Genomic DNA, 18,461 nt, shown 5'->3' with positions numbered 1-18,461 from the left:
GGCGGCGGGCGTGGGGAGCACGCCCGCCGCAGGCACTGTGGAAGGAAGTGCCGGGGAACGGATCAGAAGTGCATCTGCGCGCGCAGTTCGAAGATTTCCGGGGTGCTGTGCACGCCGCGACGGCTGGCGTCGACCTTCACGTAGTTGGCCTGGAACTTGAAGTGGCTGGTCAGGTACCAGTTTGCACCAATGGTCAGGTCGTGCTGGCGGCCGCCCAGGATGCTGCCATCGTCCAGGTCCAGGCGGCTGTAGCGGGCCAGCAGTTCCACCGCGCCGTAATCGTGGGCGGGCTTGATGTTGGCCACCGCGCCGGCGTTGTACGGGCGCGATTCGCCGGTCAGCACCCAGCTGGCCATCGCGTACTGGCCATTGCCGGTGTAGTCGGGCAGGCCCTTGCGGGTCACCGTGGCCTGCAGGGCTTCGGCCTGCAGCGAGAACGGGCCACGGATCCAGATACCTTCCAGGCCGGTGCGGCGGATCTGGTCGGCAGTGACCAGCGCACCCGAATCGACCAGGCGGATATCGGTCAGGCCGGCTTCCGGGCGGGCACGCAGGCGCGCGCTGGCTTCGTGGTGCACGTCGCGGCCATCGTGGTAGCCGCGCGGGTTTTCCTGCGAATAGGCCAGGCCCAGGTGGACCACGTCGCCCGGTGCCTTCACCGGGGTCCACACGGCACGCACGGCCTGGGTGGTGCCCGGGTTGTCACCCTGCAGATCCTTGCCGCCGTACGCGCCGGCCTGCAGCAGGTACTGCGGGCGCTCCAGCACCCATTCCACACCGGTGCGGCGGCCGGCGTAGAACGCCTGCACCGGCAACGCGGTTTCCAGGAAGCTGCCGGCGCGCGAGGAGGTGTTGGCATCCAGGCCGACCGGGGTCTTCATGTAGCCGAAGCGGAAACGACCCACGTCGCGGCCGAAGAACGCCTTGCTTTCAAAGCGCACGAACACGTCCAGCCAGGTGTCGGCCTGGAAGTCGTAGTAGACCATCGCGTCGTACACGCCCTTCTTCTTCAGGGTCGCGCCGAACTCCTTGCGGCGCACCGCATCGTCATCCTCGATGCCGCTGGCCGAGGAAAAATCGTTGTAGTCGTAGGCGATGTTGGCCGTGGCGGCCAGTTCGGTGCCGTCGCCGAAGGTGTACTTGGTCGGCCAGTTGTCGAAATCGGCGGCGGAGGCGAAGGCGGGCAGTGCGGCCAGCGACAGGGCCAGCAAGGTGGGAATCGGGCGCATGGGTGGTGCGGCTCTCTCAGATTGCGTGTGGACAGGACAACAACGGCCGCGATGGCCGGAACTTGCGCGGGAACGTGCCCGACCGTTCAGCTCGGGCCACCGGCGTCCCCGGGGGCGTCGGTACGGCGCCAGTGTAGGCACCGCAGCCACCTGAACCGGGGGGCTAGTACCAATAGGTTATCTGCGCCGGCGTGCCCGGCGCGTACAAAGGCGTCCATTGGTCGCGCCGGCGCTCGCAGCCGGGCCGCGCCCAGATCCACGGAGACGGTCCCGCCACGGCGGGAACCGTATGCGCCAGAACCGCCCCTTCCGGAGTCCGCCATGCACATCCCGACCACCGCACCGGTGCCCAGCAAGCCGTTGCCGCTCTACCGCCAGCTGTACTTCCAGGTGATCGTGGCGATCGTCCTGGGCGCCGTCCTGGGCCATTACGAGCCGCTGATCGGCGAGAAAATGAAGCCGCTGGGCGATGCCTTCATCAACCTGGTGAAGATGATCATCGCGCCGGTCATCTTCCTGACCATCGTCACCGGCATCGCCGGCATGACCCACCTGCGCACGGTGGGCCGCGTATTCGCCAAGGCGATGGCGTATTTCCTGTTCTTCTCCACCCTGGCCCTGATCGTGGGCATGATCGTGGCGCACGTGGTGCAGCCCGGCGCGGGCATGAACATCAACCCGGCCGAGCTGGACCAGACCGCGGTGCACAGCTATGTGGAGAAGTCGCATGACCTGACCCTGGTCGGCTTCCTGATGGACATCATTCCGAAGACGCTGATCAGCGCCTTCGTCGATGGCAACATCCTGCAGGTGCTGTTCGTGGCCGTGCTGTTCGGCATCGCGCTGGCCTCGGTGGGCGAAAAGGGCAAGCCGATCGTGAATTTCCTGGAAGCGCTGGTCGCCCCGGTGTTCAAGCTGGTGCACATCCTGATGAAGGCCGCCCCGATCGGTGCCTTCGGTGCCATCGCCTTCACCATCGGCAAGTACGGCGTCGGCTCGCTGGTCAACCTGGCCTGGCTGGTGGGTTCGTTCTATCTCACCGCCTTCCTGTTCGTGGCCGTCATCCTGGGCGTGGTCTGCCGCCTCTGCGGGTTCTCGGTGTTCAAGCTGGCCCGTTACCTGAAGGCCGAGCTGCTGCTGGTGCTGGGCACGTCCTCGTCCGAATCGGCGCTGCCGTCGCTGATGGAAAAGATGGAACGCGCCGGCTGCAGCAAGTCGGTGGTCGGCCTGGTGGTGCCCACCGGCTATTCGTTCAACCTGGACGGCACCAACATCTACATGACCCTGGCGGCGCTGTTCATCGCCCAGGCCACCAACACCGAACTGACCCTGGGCCACCAGATCGCCCTGCTGCTGGTCGCCATGCTCAGCTCCAAGGGCGCGGCCGGCGTCACCGGTGCCGGCTTCATCACCCTGGCCGCCACCCTGGCCGTGGTGCCGGAAGTGCCGGTGGCCGGCATGGCACTGATCCTGGGCGTGGACCGCTTCATGAGCGAATGCCGCTCGCTGACCAACTTCATCGGCAATGCGGTGGCCACCGTGGTGGTGTCGCGCTGGGAAGGCGCGCTGGACCGTGACCGCCTGAAGCTGGCGCTGGACGGCCGCGAAAGCGAGCTGCCGCCGCCGGTCGATGCGGTGGCCCCGGTGCTGACCGAGGCCCTGCCGGCCAAGGGCTGACGCCAGGTGTGTGGTACTGCGGGGCCGGTCACGACAGTGGCACGGCCCCGCAGCGTTTCAGGGCGTCGCTTGGCTGTCATCAAGGGCGCCCACGCTGGACCCGGATCGTTGCATACGGCACGGAATTGTGCGGTCGCAGCATGGCTGCGACAGGATAGCGACAGGTCCAGCCACTCCAACGGGGGTATCATCCCCTGTCCCTCTTGCCCATTCATGTAACCCACATCGATGTCCAACGAAGATTTCAAACAGGCCGCCCTCGATTACCACCGCATGTCGCCGCCGGGCAAGATCCGCGTCGCTGCGACCAAGCCGATGCTGACCCAGCGTGATCTGTCGTTGGCCTATTCCCCGGGCGTGGCCTATGCCTGCGAAGCCATCAAGGCCGATCCGCAGCAGGCCAGCGAACTCACCGCCCGCGGCAACCTGGTCGCGGTCATTTCCAACGGCACCGCCGTGCTGGGTCTGGGCAACATCGGCCCACTGGCCGGCAAGCCGGTGATGGAAGGCAAGGGCGTGCTGTTCCAGAAGTTCGCCGGCATCGATGTGTTCGACATCGAAGTGGACGAAACCGATCCGGACAAGCTGGTCGACATCATCGCCTCGCTGGAACCGACCTTCGGCGGCATCAACCTGGAAGACATCAAGGCCCCGGAATGCTTCGTGGTCGAGCGCAAGCTGCGCGAGCGCATGAAGATTCCGGTGTTCCATGACGACCAGCACGGCACCGCGATCATCGTCGGCGCCGCCGTGCTGAACGCCATGGCCATCACCGGCAAGAAGATCGAGGAAGTGAAGCTGGCGACCACGGGCATGGGCGCGGCCGGCATTTCCTGCGTGAACATGCTGGTGCAGCTGGGCCTGAAGCCGGAAAACATCCTGGCCTTCGACCGCGAGGGCGTGATCCACACCGGCCGTACCGATCTGGACCCGGAAAAGCAGCGCTATGCGCGCGACACCGACAAGCGCACCCTGGCCGAGATCGTCAACGGCGCCGATATCTTCCTGGGCCTGTCGGCCCCGGGCATCCTGACCGCCGAGATGGTCAAGACCATGGCGCCGGACCCGGTCATCTTCGCGCTGGCCAACCCGACCCCGGAAATCATGCCGGAAGAGGCGCGTGCCGCCCGCCCGGACGCGATCATCGGCACCGGCCGTTCGGATTACCCGAACCAGGTCAACAACGTGCTGTGCTTCCCGTACCTGTTCCGCGGCGCGCTGGACGTGGGCGCCACCGCGATCAACGAGGAAATGAAGATCGCCTGCGTGCGCGCCATCGCCGCGCTGGCCCGCCGTGCGGCCACCGACATGGGTTCGGCCTACGGCGGCGATGCACCGAGCTTCGGCCGTGAATACCTGATCCCGCGCCCGTTCGACCGCCGCCTGCTGGTGGAACTGTCCGCCGCCGTGGCCCAGGCCGCGATGGATTCGGGCGTGGCCGCGCGCCCGATCGCCGACATGGATGCCTACCGGCAGAAGCTGTCGCAGTTCGTCTACCGCACCAGCCTGATGATGAAGCCGGTCTACGACCGCGCCCGCGCCGACAAGCAGCGCGTGGTGTACGCCGAAGGCGAAGAGGAAGTGGTGCTGCAGGCGGTGCAGAACGTGGTCGATGAAGGCCTGGCGCACCCGATCCTGATCGGCCGCCCGGACGTGATCGAAGCGCGCATCGAACGCCTGGGCCTGCGCCTGAAGGTGGGCGAGAACATCGAGATCACCAACATCAACGATGATCCGCGCTTCAACGAATACTGGCAGTACTACCACGGCCTGACCGGCCGCCGCGGCGTGACCGTGGCCGCGGCAAAGAACCTGATGCGTTCGCGCCCGACCCTGATCGCCGCGGTGATGGTTGCCCGTGGTGAAGCCGATGCCATGCTGACCGGCATCGTCGGCCGCTTCCACAAGAAGCTGGGTTACGTGCGCAGCGTGCTGCCGCTGGAATCGAAGGTCACCTCGACCTCGGCCATGACCGGCGTGATCAACCAGCAGGGCGTGTTCTTCTTCGTGGACACCCACGTGCAGGAAGACCCGACCGCCGAGCAGATCACCGAAGCCACGCTGCAGGCGGCCTACCGCATGAAGCTGTTCGGCATCGAGCCGAAGGTGGCGCTGCTGTCGCACTCCAACTTCGGCAGCCACGATTCCAAGGACGCACTGAAGATGCGCCAGGTCCGCGAGATGCTGCTCAAGCGCAACCCGCGCCTGAACGTGGACGGCGAAATGCAGGGCGACACCGCGTGGGATGAAGCGCTGCGCCAGAAGCTGCTGCCGGGCTCCACCCTGCAGGGCCGCGCCAACCTGTTCGTGCTGCCGAACCTGGAAGCGGCCAACATCGCCTACAACCTGGTGCGCGTGTTCACCGATGGCGTGGCGATCGGCCCGATCCTGATGGGCGTGAACAAGCCGGTGCACATCCTGACCACCAGCGCGACCTCGCGCCGGATCCTGAACATGACCGCCATCGCCGCGGTGGATGCACAGATCCGTAAGCAGCTGGAAGCGGAAAAGAAGGCGTAAGCCTTCTTTCCAGCGACAGCGGCAGAAACGCGCCCTACGGGGCGCGTTTTTGTTTGCGCAAAGCGCAGACCCGGACCGGGTAGCGCCGGGCCATGCCCGGCGAGCGCGCAGCGCGGTAGATCAGGGATTCCGCCAGGCATGGCCTGGCGCTACCGCCCTCAGCGTCGGCCGCGGCGCGCCGGGGCCGGTGGCGGGGCGTCGCTGCGTGGCTTGGCGTACTGCGCCCACAACACCGGCAGGGTCTTGCCGGTTTCCTTCTGCCACAGCGTGGGCACGTAGCGTCCGTCGCGCAGCGCCTTGTCCAGCGCCAGCACCAGCCCCGGGTGCTCGCCCTCGGCCCACTTCAGGAACGCACCGGTCACCCGGTAGCCGCTTTCCTCGGTCTGGCCCTTTTCCACCTTCACCGGCAACGCCCAGCCGGCGGCGGTGTTGTTCATGCCGTAGCGGTCGCGCGCGTAATCGGCAATGCCTTCCACCAGCCAGCCCGGCACGCGCTTGTCGCCGTAGCTGGGGTAGCCCTGCACGATGTGCATCGCCTCGTGGGTCACCAGGTCGATGTCATCGGGGTGCTTCAGCAGCCAGCCCGGATTGATGGTGATCGTGCTGGCCTTGTCCTTGTCACCCACGTAGGCCACGCCGTTGTAGGCCGGATCGATCACGATGCGCACTTCGTTCGGCGCCGTCGGGCGGAAGTCCGCCCGCTCGCGCAGGTAAGCGAAGTAGAACGTGTCGATGATGCGCTTGCGCACCGGTGCCGCCAGGGCACCACTGGCATCCTGGTAGTACAGGGTCACGCCATCACGGCTGACCTGGCCATCGAAGGCCTGGGTCTGCGCCTGGCCAACACCGGGGAAGGCCAGAGCAAGAAAGAGCAGGGGAATCAGACGAAGGCGCATGGCGTCATTGTACGGTGGCCGGTGCCAGCAGTTCGATCTCGGCCAGCTGCAGGCGGCCCGGACCGATCACGCGCAGACGGTATTCGCTGTAGCGTGCCGGCGTGGCAATGCGGAACGGACGGGTCTGCCGCGGCGAGGTGAAGTCTTCGCCGTCGCGCTGGTCCAGCGAGCGCCAGCTTCCGTTGCCGTTGCGCGCTTCCAGTACCCACTGGCCGCCACGGATCGCGCCATCGCCACTGGTCAGCGTGTACAGGGTCGGCACGCCATCGGCGCCGCCGCTCAGGCTGATGGTCGCACCCGCACCAAGCGCCACTGCGGTGTCCGCATCGTCGTCGGTCAGGGCGGGCAGGGCACGGCCATCGGCCAGTGCCGCGCGCGCGCTGCTGCCCAGCAGGTCGTGCAGCAGCTGCGGGCGCTTGCCGACCGCGGTCAGCGAAGGCGGTACATCGTCGGCACCGCTGCCCCAGCGCGACGGCTGCGGGCCCATGGTGAAGTCCAGGGTGGCGCCCTGGGCGATCAGCGCGTGCGGCACCCAGGTCTTCGTCCACGGCTTGCCGTTGATCTTCAGCGACTGCACGTACACGTTTTCCGGCGAATTGTTCTCGGCATTGACGGTCAGCACCGCGCCGCCCTGCAGTTCCACCCGTGCATGGGCGAACGCCGGCGAACCGATCACATACTCCGGCGCCCCCATGCGCAGCGGGTACAGGCCCAGCGAGGCGAACAGGTACCAGGCCGAGGTCTCGCCGTTGTCCTCGTCACCGGGGTAGCCCTGGCCGATCTCGCTGCCCACGTACAGCCGCGACAGGATCTCGCGCACGTGCTGCTGGGTCTTCCACGGCTGCCCGGCGTACAGGTACATCCACGGAATGTGGTGCGCCGGCTGGTTACTGTGCGCATACATGCCCATGCGCACGTCACGCGCTTCGGTCATCTCGTGGATGATGCCGCCGTAGGAACCGGCGAATTCCTTCGCGGCGGTTTCCGGGGTAGCAAAGAAGGTGTCCAGCTTGGCCGCCAGTTTTTCGCGGCCGCCGTACAGCGCGGCCAGGCCTTCGCCGTCGTGGGCAGCGGTGAAGGCGAAGGTCCAGCCATTGGATTCGGTGTAGTCGTGGCCCCACACGCGCGGGTCGTAGTCCTTGGCATCCACGCGCCAGCTGCCATCGGCCTGGCGGCCCTGGAAGAAGCCCACCGCCGGGTCGAACACCGTGGCGTAACCGGCTGCACGGTAGCGGAAGTACTCGGCCTCGGTGCGGTAGCGCTCGCGCGCGGCCGGCGTGGTTGCCTTCGTCGCCAGTGCCTGCGCCATGTTGGCAAGGCCGAAGTCGTTCAACGCGCCTTCCATCGTCCACGACATGCCTTCGTGCACATCGGCGCTGGCGTAGCCGCGGAAGGTGGAACGGTCCATGCCCTTGCGGCCGACGTGGCGGTCCGGCGGTACCACGGTCGCGTTCTTCAACGCGGCCGCATACGCTTCGGCCGGATCGAAACCGCCGATACCCTTCAGCCAGGCATCGGCGAAGGCCACGTCGGAACTGGTGCCGACCATCAGGTCCGCATAGCCCGGCGACGACCAGCGCGCGATCCAGCCGCCGGCGCGGTACTGCTCGATGAAGCCCTGCACCAGCTGCCCCGCATCCTGTGGGGTGAACAGCGCATAGGCCGGCCAGGTGGTGCGGAAGGTGTCCCAGAAGCCGTTGTTCACATACACCTTGCCGTCGCGTACCGGCGCGAAGCTGCGGCTGGCGCTGCCATCGGTGTTGTTGTCTTCCGCACTGGCCTGGCTGGCATAGCGCCAGTCGGGTGCGGCGGCGGTGCCGGCATTCTCGTGGCCCGAATTGGGGTACAGGTACAGGCGGTACAGGTTCGAATACAGCGTGGTCTTGGCGTCGTCGCTGGCCTGGCCGATATCGAAGCGCGACAGGCGCGCATCCCAGGCGTCCTGCGCGCGCCCGGCCACGCTGGCCAGGGTGTCGGCGTCGGCGATTTCCAGCGCCAGGTTGTGCCGTGCCTGTTCCAGCGAGATCAGCGAGGTGGCAATGCGCATCGTCACCGTGCGGCCCTGCGCGGTATCGAACTTGATGTAGCCGGTGGGGCGGCCTGTATCGATGCGGCCGCTGCTGCGCCACGGCCGGTCGAAGCGGGCTACCACGTACATGCGGGTGGCGCCGTTGGACAGGCCGCTGCGCGTGTCGGTGTAGCCGCTCAGGGTCTGCGTGGCCGCATCCAGGGTCAGGCCGCCGCGCGCATCCACGTTGTCGAACAGCAGGTTGGCATCGCTGCCCTGCGGGAATTCAAACTGGAACAGGGCGGCATGGTCGGTGGGCGCGATCGACGCCGCGATGCCGTTGTCGAAGCGCACGTCGTAGCGGTACGGGCGCGCCGATTCCTGGCTGCGGTCGAAGGACAGGGCGCGCTTGCTGCGGTCGGCCTCGGGCACGCCGCGGCTGGCCGAGGGCATCACCTGGAAGGTCTGGCGGTCGCCCATCCACGGGCTGGGCTGGTGGCTGAGCGCCAGCGCCTGCAGCTGCGGCCGGTTCTTCGCATCGTTCTGCTCGCTCCAGCGGTACAGCCAGTTCAGCGCGCCGGCGTCGGTCACCGGGGTCCAGAAGTTGAAGCCGTGCGGCACCGCCGTGGCCGGGAAATTGTTGCCACGCGAGAAGGTGCCGTTGGCCTGCGTGCCGCGGGTGGTCAGCACCCAGTCCGATACGCGCTGCGGTACGGTGCGCGGCTGCGCATCCAGGCGCACATCGTCGATCCAGCCCGACACCGGCGCGCCATCGGCGCTGGCCACGGCCAGTTCAATGGCCACGACCCGGCGCCCAAGCAGGCCCGGGACTTCGCCCAGGCGCACCGCCTTGCGCGCCCACTGCTGCGGGTACAGCGTCTTCGAATCGCCCTGCGCGCTGGCGCCCAGCGCGATCCCGTGCTGGTCGCGCGCGGCGCTGGCCGACACCCGGCTGCCATCGTCCAGGCGCAGGTCCAGCGACACATAGGTCGAAGCCACGGTATCGCTGCCGACGATCTCCGGCAGCACCAGCCACGACAGCGTGGTGTCGGCGGCAATGGTCAGATCGGTGGTGAACAGTTCGCGTGATGCAGGGCCGCCATCACCGCGGTAGTGCAGGGCATGCAGGCCGGTGTAGCCGGCATTGCGCTTGGCGGCATACGGGGCGGCCGGACCATTGCCGATCTGCACCTGCAGCGCGCCCGCGGCCTTCAGCGGTGCCGGCTCGCCCGGCTCGAACGAGGTCTGCAGGCCCTGCGCCAGTGCCGGCGTCGCAGAGGTCGCGCAGGCCAGGGCCAGGGCGAGGGGAAGCAGGGCGCGGCGCGGATCGGTCAGGGTCATGCAGGGTCTCCCGGGTAAGGCAGGCGGCTGGCAGGACCCGCATCGGCGAACACCCAGGACAGCACCGCCCGTGCCGCCCAGGGGCAGCGCGGAAGCGATGCAGGTCCGGTGGGGGGCGGGCCGTGCGATCGGGTCGGGTTGTGAGGGTCCCGATGCTGCAACAGGCGGCCGCACCCTGACAAGTGCCATTTAGTTCGATCCAAATGCGGAAAATCCTCGCCAGTGCAGGGCGGTGCCCGGAACTGCTTGGATCGATTGAAGAAATCCGCCCAGGTAGGTGTCTGTGCGTCGGGACGGAAGGTGTGCAGACGCCAACCCGCCTGTTGCGGCGCAATGCTGGCCCGGCCCAGATGCTAGAATCCCAGCCCTCGCAATCCGTTCATCGACACCCGCCATGAGCCATACCGCCACTGCGCCCGCCAACGCCGAAAAGCGCTACACCGTGCACCGCGCCGACCTGCCGCTGAGCTGCCCGACCCCGGAAATGGCGCTGTGGAACTCGCACCCGCGCGTGTACCTGCCGATCGAAGACGAGCCCAACGGTGAAGCGCAGTGCCCGTACTGCGGCTCCACCTTCGTGCTGGCCGACTGATCGGGCGGCCGTTCGATGCGCCGATTGACCGTGGTGCAGTTGCTGCCGGCGCTGCACTCCGGCGGCGTCGAGCGTTCCACCCTTGAAATCGCCACCGCTCTGGTGGCGGCCGGCCACCGTGCCCTGGTGGTGTCCGCCGGCGGTCGCCTGGTGCAGCCGCTGCTGGACAGCGGTGCCGAGCACCTCACGCTGGATATCGGCCGCAAATCGCTGCTGACCCTGCGCCACATGCCGACCCTGCGCCGCCTGTTTGCCGAAGTGGGCGCGGACATCGTGCATGCTCGCTCGCGCCTGCCGGCCTGGCTGGGCCTGTATGCGATCCGTGCATTGCCGCCCGCGCAGCGCCCGCGCTGGGTCACCACCGTGCATGGCCTGAATTCGCCCAGCCGCTACAGTGCGGTGATGACCAGCGGCGAACGCGTGATCTGTGTGTCCAACACCGTGCGCGAGTATGTGCACACCCATTACCCGACCGTTCCCGACGCGCGCCTGCAGGTGATTCCGCGCGGCGTGGACGTGGGCCAGTTCCCGCGCGTGGCACGTGCCGATCGTCGCCCACGCCTGGCCCTGGCGGCCGATTACCCGTGGCTGGCGCAGGTGGACGGCCCGCTGCTGCTGCTGCCGGGGCGCGGTACGCGGCTGAAGGGCCATGCGCATGCGCTGCAGTTGCTGGCCGACCTGCGTGCAGCCGGCGTACCGGCGCAGCTGTGGATGCTGGGCACCGATGAGCCCGGCCGCGAAACCTATGTCGCCGGCCTGCGCGCGCAGGCGGCCGCACTGGGCATTGCCGAGGCCGTGCACATCAGCGTGCCTACCGCGCGCATCGCCCAGGCCTACGCCGCCAGCGACCTGGTGCTGCAGTTGTCGGACAAGCCCGAAGCCTTCGGCCGCACCGTGGTCGAGGCCCTGTCGGTCGGCCGCCCGGTACTGGGCTGGAACCACGGCGGCGTGGGCGAACTGCTGCAGCAGCTGCAGCCGTCGGGCGCCGTGCCGCTGAACGATGCGCAGGCCCTGCGTGAACGCGCGCTGGACCTGCTGGCTCAGCCGCCGTCGTTGCCGGGGCGGATCCCGTTTACCCTGCAGGCCATGCAGCGTGACACCCTTCGCCTCTATGCCGAACTTGCCGGCTGACCCCACGCCGACCCTGCGCGATGATCGCGCCGGGCGCTGGGCGCCCTGGTGGGTGCTGGCCTACGTGGCACTGTGGCCGCTGCCGGGCATCGCCGAAACCGTGCTCGGCCTGGGCGCGCTGTACGCCGCCGCGCGGATGGTGCTGCGCCGGCTGCAGCATCGCCCGCATCTGCTCAGCCCTGCCGCGTGGGCACTGACGTCCATCCTGTTCCTGGGCTACTGGCTGCCGCAGGCGTTCTCAGCGCTGGACGCCATCGATCCGTCGGCGGCCTGGACCAAGACCGCCGCCGGCCTGCGCTATCTGCCCTTCATGTGGCTGGTGGCCATTGCGGTGGCCACCCCGCAGCGGCGTCGGCTGACGCTGGGTGGGCTGGCGCTCATCACCGGGCTGTGGACCGTGGACGCGCTGGTGCAGGCGCTGGCCGGCAGCAGTCCGTGGTTCTGGTCGCTGGACCAGTTGAAGCATGTGGTCAGCGGGCACGGCCTGTGCCCGGCCGATGAGGTGGTGCTGGCCGACCGTCTCAGCGGTGCGCTGGGGCCGTGCAACCTGAAGTTCGGCCAGGTGCTGGCCAGCCTGTCACCGTTCCTGCTGCTGCCACTGGCCCGCCGTTTCGGCCATGCCGGCTGGCTGCTGGGCGCGGCCGCGCTGGGCATCGTGCTGCTGCTGGCGGGCTCGCGCGCGTCCTGGGTCACCTTTGGCCTGGTGCTGGTGTACAGCGGCCTGCGCCAGTTCGGCTGGAAGCGCCTGCTGCTGTTGTCGCTGGCCGGCCTGCTGGGCGCGGCCGCGTTGACCGCCAGCGTGCCGCAGCTGCGCGAGCGCGTGGCGCGCACCGCCATGGCCTGGGACGGCGCCGACGACGGGGTGGACCAGGCGCTGTCTGGCCGCGCGCGTATCTGGTCGGCGGCGGCGTGCATGATCGAAGAACACCCGATCAACGGCGTGGGCGCGCGGGGTTTCCGCGATGCCTACCCCGCGTGCGTGCGCGAGCAGGCGCCCGCCGTATGGGGCGCCGAGCCGGCCCTGCACGCCCATCAGATCGTGCTGGAAATCCTCGCCGAAACCGGCGTGCTGGGCCTGTTGCTGTGGCTGGCGGCCGTGGCCCAGGCGTGGCGCGCCTGGCGCTTCGCCCCGGCCGCGGCGCGTGAGCGCGCACGCCCGGCCATGCTGGCGCTGGCCGTCACCGTGTTTCCCTTGAACACCCACCTGGCGTTCTATTCCACCTTCTGGGGCGGGGTTACCGTGCTGCTGGCGGCGCTGTTCGTCGGCACCCTGCTGGCGCGTGAGCCCGACGATCCGCCCAACGCGATGTAATCGCCCACCCACCCCCAACGCAGACGGTAGATCCACGCCATGCGTGGATGGCGCTTTCCCGACCCAACCCCGGGCAACTCCCCAATACCCCTGCTGACCTCGGCAGCGCAGGCTGTGGTCATCACCAGCCCCAGACTCCGCTACGGTCGTTACTCCCGCACCGGCAACGTGTACGTTCTGACCACGGGACCCTGCGCCGTGAACCCTTCTTCGCCGACGCTGCCAACGTGGCGGTCCTGGTCGATGCACTGCGCTTCGTGGAGCGCGCCGTTATCAGCCACAGCCTGGCCTGGGTGGTGATGCCCGACCACGTGAATTGGTTGATGGAGCTGCAGAAGGGCACCCTGGCCGAGGGCATGTCCCTGCTCAAATCCCGCAGCAGCCGCCTGTTGAACCAGCAGCTGGGCCGGCGCGGTGCGCTATGGCAGCAGGGCTCCCACGACCACGCGGTGCGCAGCGATGAATCACTTCACGAGAAGGCCATGTACCTCCTGGCCAACCCGGTCCGTGCAGGCTTGGCGTGCGAGGTGGGGGAATACCCGTGCGCATGGTGCCGTTGGCCGTTGTAATCCCGTGGCATCGCGCGAAAATCATCCACGCATGGCGTGGATCTACTTGTAGAAATCGCTGCGGCCGCCGGGCTGGCGCTTGAACCGGCGGTGGATCCACAGGTACTGGTCGGGGGCTTCGCGCACCATCTGTTCGATGGCCTGGTTCACCCGCGTGGTATCGGCTTCCACGTCTTCACTGGGGAAGTTCTCCAGCGGCGCGCCGATCTTCAGGAAATACTTCCCGCCTTCGCGACGGTGGAAGTAGGGGATGACCGCGCAGCCGGTCATCCGCGCAAACTGGTGGGTGGCGGTGATGGTGGCCGCGGTATGGCCGAAGAACGGCACGAACACGGTGTCCTTGCCGCGCATGTCCTGGTCGGGGGCATACCACAGGAAGCCGCCCTTCTTCAGGTGGCGCACGGTGGCACGGATGTCCTCGTTGGCATACATCGCCTTGGCATAGCGCAGGCGGCCGAACTTCACCGCCCATTCGTACACCGGATTCTTGTGCTTGCGGTACATGCCCGACAGGTCCACGTGGTCGCACAGCAGGCGCCCACACATTTCCAGGGTCATGAAGTGGCCCGACACCAGCAGCACGCCACGGCCTTCGGCCTGCATCTGCTTCAGGTGTTCCAGGCCTTCAATCTGCACCTGCGGGCGGATGCTGTCGATGCTGCCCCACCAGGAACGCGCGCATTCGAAGATGCCCACGCCCAGCGCGTCGAAGCTGTCGCGTACCAGGCGGTTGCGCCAGGCCTCGTCCTTTTCCGGGAAGCACAGCTTCAGATTCACCTCGGCAGCACGGCGGCGGCTGCCGAGCAGGCGCCAGGTGATCCAGCCGACCCCGCGCCCCAGCGCGCGCTGCAGGAACCATGGCAGGCGGGCAATGCCGAACGCAGCGAACATCGCCGCGAACATCGGCCAGTTGCGGGGATCGGCCAGGGACGGGCGGACGGCGGTAGAGGCATCGGACATGCCGCCATTCTACCAACCCCGCCGCGTGTCTTTCCCGGGGGCGTCCCGTATCCTTGCCGCATGCGCAAAGACCCTGTCGAATGGATCCTGCGCGGCCTGTATTCGGCCGTGCTCTACATCCTGCTGCCGATCACCGTGTACCACCTGGTGTGGCGCGGCTTCCGGGTCCGCGAATACTTCCGGCGCTGGGATGAGCGTTACGCCTCCTACCCGCAGCCGACCGGCCAGCCCCGGGTCTGGCTGCACGCGGTATCGGTGGGCGAAGTCAACGCCGCCGCGCCGCTGGTGAACGCGCTGCGCAAGCAGCGCCCGGACATCCGCTGGGTCATCACCACGATCACGCCTACGGGCTCCGAGCGCGTGCGCGCGCTGTGGGGCGATGCGCTGGATCACGTCTACCTGCCGTATGACGTGCCCGGCAGCGTCAACCGCTTCCTCGGCCACTTCCAGCCCAGCCTGGCGCTGATCCTGGAAACCGAGCTGTGGCCGAACATGCTGTTCGGTTGCCGTGACCGCCGCATTCCCGTGTACATCCTCAACGCACGCCTGTCGGCACGCTCACTGCGCGGCTACCGCGTGCTGGCCGCGCTGATCCGCCGTGCCCTGCGCACCGTGACCTGCGTGGCCGCGCAATCGCAGGATGATGCCGCGCGCTTCGTGCAGCTGGGCGCCGCGCCGGAACAGGTGCAGGCACTGGGCAACCTGAAGTTCGACATCGCCACGCCGGAAGTGCAGCCCTTCATCGCCCAGTTCCACCAGCAGGTTCCGGCCCAGCGGCCAGTGTGGATCGCCGCCAGCACCCATGAGGGCGAGGAACAGGCGGTGATCGACCTGCACCGCCGGCTGCGCCTGCAGCATCCGGATCTGCTGCTGCTGTGGGCGCCGCGTCACCCGGAACGCTTCCCCAGGGTGGAAGCGCTGGCCCGCGATCAGGGCTGGCGCGTGGCCACCCGTCGCGCGCAGCAGTGGCCGCAGGCCGATACCGACGTGTTCGTGATCGACACCCTGGGTGAGCTGATGCCGTTCTACGGCTGTGCCCAGGTGGCCTTCGTCGGCGGCAGCCTGCAGGCCATCGGCGGCCACAACCTGCTGGAGCCGGCAGCGCTGGGCACGGCCGCCGTTACCGGCCCGCACCTGCACAACTTCGCGGAAATCTCGCGGCGCATGCGCGAGGCCGGTGCATTGCTGATCGGCGACGACGTGCAGGCCGTGGGCGACCACCTGCAGCACCTGCTGCAGGATCCGCAGGCCCGCGAGGACATGGCCCATGCCGGCTGCACACTGGTCAGCAACGGTCGCGGCGCGCTGCAGCGCACCGTGGCGCTGGTGGAACCGCACCTGCCGCCGCCGCGCGACTGACGCGGCGCCGCGGCGTACTGACGCAAACAGCCGCATAAAGCCTGCTTGATGGCCGAGGTGGTGTCGTAGCTGGCCTGCCTGCGCGGCCGTGCGCGTGTCTTCCATCACAGCGTGGCGCTTGCGCGCCGTTTCCCGATACCGCCGCGTCGTCGCCGCTGCCAGCCTGCTGTCGACCACGCTTGGTCGGCATCAAGGAAGCTTTCAATGAACGTCGATGGCGGCAGCACCGCGCGGGGTGGGGTGCGAACCGGCGGTGTACTTGGCACGGATCATGTACTGGTGCTTGCGCTGGCGCTGCTGGTGGGCGGCAGCGTGGTGGCGCTGGTGGGCCAGCACACCGCAGCGCAGGCCGGCCCGGCAATCGTGCTCAGCCTGCTGCTGGCAGCGCTGGGCGCGTGGCTGGTGCTGTGCAGCCTGCGTGATGCGCTGCGTGCGCAACCCGATGGCAGCGGCCTGCACGATCTGCTGCGGGCGGCCTGGGGCCGGCGCGTGGCCGATCTGTTGCTGCTGGCCCTGGTGCTGGAACTGACCGCCACTGTGGCCGGTGCTGCGCAGTCCGGTGCGCGCCATCTCTACGCGGTCGCGGCCACGCTGGGCGTGGAGCCGCGGCAGTGGCTACCCGTGCAGGTGGTCGCGGCCGTGCTGGTGCTGGTCACTGCGGCAATGGCGCTGCTGCGGCCGCGCCGCGCGGTGCTGCTGGCCTGTGCGCTGTTGACCCTCAAGTTCGGCATTGGCGCACTGCTGCTGGTCCTGGCCGCGCGCCATGTGCATTACGCGCACTGGATTCCGTGGTTGCCCAGCGCGGTGGCCCCGTATCGCTTCGGTATGGGTGGGGTGGTCGCCGCCAGCGTGCCGCTGCTGGCGGTGTTTGCCAGCACGGGCCTGCTGCTGGTGGTGGCGCCGCTGGTCACCCGGCCGCGGCGGCAACTGGTCCTGGCCGTTGGCGTGGCGGTGCCGGCGGGCATGCTCTGGCTGATGGTGCTGGCGGCGCTGCAGTCGGGGCTGGTGGCGTTCCCGGCATTGGCCAGCACACGGCCGCTGTCGGTGGCCCTGCAGGGGGTCACGCAGCTGCAATGGCTGCTGCCGCTGCTGCCGGCTGCCGGCGCAGCCGGCCTGGCCGCGCTGCAGGTGGTGCTGGTGCTGCTGGCCACAACGCTGTGCCTGCAGCGCTGGGCGGGCGGCGGCGAGCGCCAGCCGTTGCAGCGCGCTGCGGTCATCGCGTGGCTGGGGACAGCGGCGGCGCTGCTGGCGGTGTGGTTGCCCGAAGGGCTGCTGCCCAGCCTGCCGGGTCCGCTGGCGCTGATCGCGCTGGCGGCGGTCTGTGCCGGCCAGATGAAGCAGTCTGGCGCGGCCCGGGTGCGTGCGCCGCTGGCCACCGCGCTGTGCCTGCTGCCGCTTCTGCAGCGGCTGTTCTAAGGGCGGGCAGCACCGCGCAGGCACAAAAAAACCACCCCTGCGGGTGGTTTTTCTGTGCGGCCAGCAACGCCTGCAATCAGCGCGTGGTGGTCGACGGGTTGCCCGCGTCCTGGGTCAGCAGGCGGTTGATGTCCTGTAGCTCGGCCACGTCCAGCGAACCCAGCGACTGGCTCAGCAGCAGGCGGTTCTGCAGGAAGGTATAGCGGGCCTGGGCGTAATCCAGCTGCGCCGAGAACAGGATGCGCTGGTTCTGGATCACGTCCAGCACCGTGCGGGTACCTACTTCCAGGCCGACCTGCGAAGCGTCGTAGGCGCTCTGTGCCGAAACCACGGCCAGGCGGCGCGCTTCCACTTCGCTGATGCCCTGCACCAGGGTCTGGTAGGCATTGCGGGTGTTGCGGTCCAGCGCACGCTTCTGCTGTTCGTAGGTGTCCTGGGCGATATCACGCTGGGCCAGGGCCTGGCGCACGCCCGACTGGGTGGCACCGCCGGAGAAGATCGGCACGCTCAGGGTCAGGCCGATGCTGTTGGTGCGGGCATCGGGAGACAGCGAGCCGGCGCCGGTGCTGTCGCCCCAGGTCGCGCTCTTGCCCCAGCTGCCGCCCAGCGACAGGGTCGGGTAGTGACCGCCACGGGCCGCCTGCACGCCGGCTTCGGCGGCGCTGACCTTCAGTTCCTGCGCCTTCAGCGCCGGATTCTGGCCGCTGGCCTGGGTCACCAGCTCGTCGATGTTGCCACGGTTGGCCGGCACTTCCGGGCGGAAGTCGGCCGGCAGGCCGCGCAGGTTCACCACCGGCTGGCCGGTCAGTTCAGTCAGGGCCTGGTAGTTATCGGCCAGGGTGTTCTGCGCAACGATGGTGTTGGCGCGCGCCTGGTCGTACTGGGCGCGCGCTTCGTGCACGTCGGTGATCGGCGCCAGGCCCACTTCCAGGCGCTTGTCGGCGAAGTCGAACTGCTTCTTCGCGGCCGCTTCATTGGTCTGTGCGGCGGTCAGCGATTCGATCGCCACCAGCACGTTGAAGTAGGCCGCCGAGGTGCGCACGATCAGGCTGTCGTTGGCCGAATCGAGGGTGAAATCCGCCGCCTTGCTCAGCTCGCGCTGCGAACGCAGGTTGCTGATCTGGGTCCAGTTGAACAGCGTCTGGCTGCCATCGACCGTGTAGCTGCGGCGCTTGCTCATCACCGAACCGGAATTGGCATCGGCATTGGCTTCGCTGCGCGTGCGGTTCAGCGCGGCGGTGCCGTTGATCTGCGGCAGCAGGGCAGCGCGTGCCTGCACGGCGCCTTCCTTGTCGTACAGCCGGGTCGATTCGGCAGCGGCCAGCTGCGGGTCACCGTTGCGCGCCATTTCGTAGACCTGCAGCAGGTCGGCGGCATGGGCAGACAACGGCAGCAGGGCAGTGGCCAGCGCAACAGCGAGGGATCGGCGGATCATTGCGGCTTCCTTGGAC

13 protein-coding genes are annotated in these 18,461 nt (G+C 68.3%); 8 read left to right on the top strand and 5 right to left on the bottom strand.

Annotated features, from left to right (window positions below):
- Window positions 1–62: 62 nt before the first annotated feature.
- Complete coding sequence (locus C1933_RS16335) at window positions 63–1,229, bottom strand: porin (RefSeq protein ID WP_108754098.1); 1,167 nt, start codon at window positions 1,227–1,229, stop codon at window positions 63–65.
- Window positions 1,230–1,550: 321 nt separating this feature from the next.
- On the opposite strand from C1933_RS16335, the gene C1933_RS16330 reads away from it, so the two are divergent.
- Window positions 1,551–2,906, top strand: coding sequence for a dicarboxylate/amino acid:cation symporter (locus tag C1933_RS16330; RefSeq protein WP_108754097.1), 1,356 nt, complete (start codon window positions 1,551–1,553; stop codon window positions 2,904–2,906).
- Between the two features lie 228 nt (window positions 2,907–3,134).
- On the top strand, window positions 3,135–5,426 hold the full coding sequence (locus tag C1933_RS16325) for an NADP-dependent malic enzyme (RefSeq protein ID WP_108754096.1): 2,292 nt from the start codon (window positions 3,135–3,137) through the stop codon (window positions 5,424–5,426).
- A gap of 158 nt (window positions 5,427–5,584) precedes the next feature.
- Here the strand turns inward: C1933_RS16325 and C1933_RS16320 are convergent, their stop codons facing one another.
- Window positions 5,585–6,322, bottom strand: coding sequence for a basic secretory protein-like protein (locus C1933_RS16320; RefSeq protein WP_108754095.1), 738 nt, complete (start codon window positions 6,320–6,322; stop codon window positions 5,585–5,587).
- A gap of 4 nt (window positions 6,323–6,326) precedes the next feature.
- Window positions 6,327–9,671, bottom strand: a complete 3,345-nt coding sequence (locus C1933_RS16315; RefSeq protein ID WP_108754094.1) for a GH92 family glycosyl hydrolase — start codon at window positions 9,669–9,671, stop codon at window positions 6,327–6,329.
- Window positions 9,672–10,065: 394 nt separating this feature from the next.
- Here C1933_RS16315 and C1933_RS16310 point away from each other — a divergent pair, with 394 nt between their 5' ends.
- The 4 genes from C1933_RS16310 to C1933_RS16295 all read left to right on the top strand — a co-directional run bounded on the left by C1933_RS16310 (window position 10,066) and on the right by C1933_RS16295 (window position 13,275).
- Window positions 10,066–10,263 carry a zinc-finger domain-containing protein gene (locus tag C1933_RS16310; protein WP_108750589.1) on the top strand — a complete coding sequence of 66 codons (198 nt, stop codon included), beginning with the start codon at window positions 10,066–10,068 and terminating at the stop codon, window positions 10,261–10,263.
- Window positions 10,264–10,278: 15 nt separating this feature from the next.
- The gene (locus tag C1933_RS16305; protein ID WP_108754093.1) at window positions 10,279–11,394 is read left to right on the top strand and encodes a glycosyltransferase; all 1,116 of its coding nucleotides are present in this window, start codon (window positions 10,279–10,281) and stop codon (window positions 11,392–11,394) included.
- Window positions 11,375–12,706 (top strand): O-antigen ligase family protein, encoded by a 1,332-nt coding sequence (locus C1933_RS16300; protein WP_108754092.1) that lies wholly within the window; start codon window positions 11,375–11,377, stop codon window positions 12,704–12,706. Before C1933_RS16305 ends, C1933_RS16300 begins: the two co-directional genes overlap by 20 nt.
- A gap of 227 nt (window positions 12,707–12,933) precedes the next feature.
- Window positions 12,934–13,275, top strand: a complete 342-nt coding sequence (locus tag C1933_RS16295) for a transposase (protein WP_325051504.1) — start codon at window positions 12,934–12,936, stop codon at window positions 13,273–13,275.
- Between the two features lie 42 nt (window positions 13,276–13,317).
- On the opposite strand, the gene C1933_RS16290 is transcribed toward C1933_RS16295, so the two are convergent.
- A complete protein-coding gene (locus C1933_RS16290; RefSeq protein WP_108754091.1) occupies window positions 13,318–14,235 on the bottom strand; it encodes an LpxL/LpxP family Kdo(2)-lipid IV(A) lauroyl/palmitoleoyl acyltransferase in 918 nt (305 codons plus the stop codon).
- Window positions 14,236–14,295: 60 nt separating this feature from the next.
- Here C1933_RS16290 and waaA point away from each other — a divergent pair, with 60 nt between their 5' ends.
- A complete protein-coding gene (gene waaA, locus C1933_RS16285) occupies window positions 14,296–15,594 on the top strand; it encodes a lipid IV(A) 3-deoxy-D-manno-octulosonic acid transferase (RefSeq protein ID WP_108754090.1) in 1,299 nt (432 codons plus the stop codon).
- Between the two features lie 204 nt (window positions 15,595–15,798).
- The gene (locus C1933_RS16280) at window positions 15,799–17,010 is read left to right on the top strand and encodes an amino acid transporter (protein WP_108754089.1); all 1,212 of its coding nucleotides are present in this window, start codon (window positions 15,799–15,801) and stop codon (window positions 17,008–17,010) included.
- Window positions 17,011–17,086: 76 nt separating this feature from the next.
- On the opposite strand, the gene C1933_RS16275 is transcribed toward C1933_RS16280, so the two are convergent.
- Window positions 17,087–18,445: a TolC family outer membrane protein gene (locus tag C1933_RS16275; RefSeq protein ID WP_108754088.1), complete on the bottom strand. Its 1,359-nt coding sequence runs from the start codon at window positions 18,443–18,445 to the stop codon at window positions 17,087–17,089.
- Window positions 18,446–18,461: the final 16 nt, after the last annotated feature.

Origin of the sequence: Stenotrophomonas sp. ZAC14D2_NAIMI4_6 (genome assembly GCF_003086875.1) — a bacterium.
In the GTDB taxonomy this organism is placed as follows: domain Bacteria; phylum Pseudomonadota; class Gammaproteobacteria; order Xanthomonadales; family Xanthomonadaceae; genus Stenotrophomonas.
The sequence above is the reverse complement of the archived record's forward strand: the minus strand, read 5'-3'. Positions and strand labels throughout refer to the sequence as shown.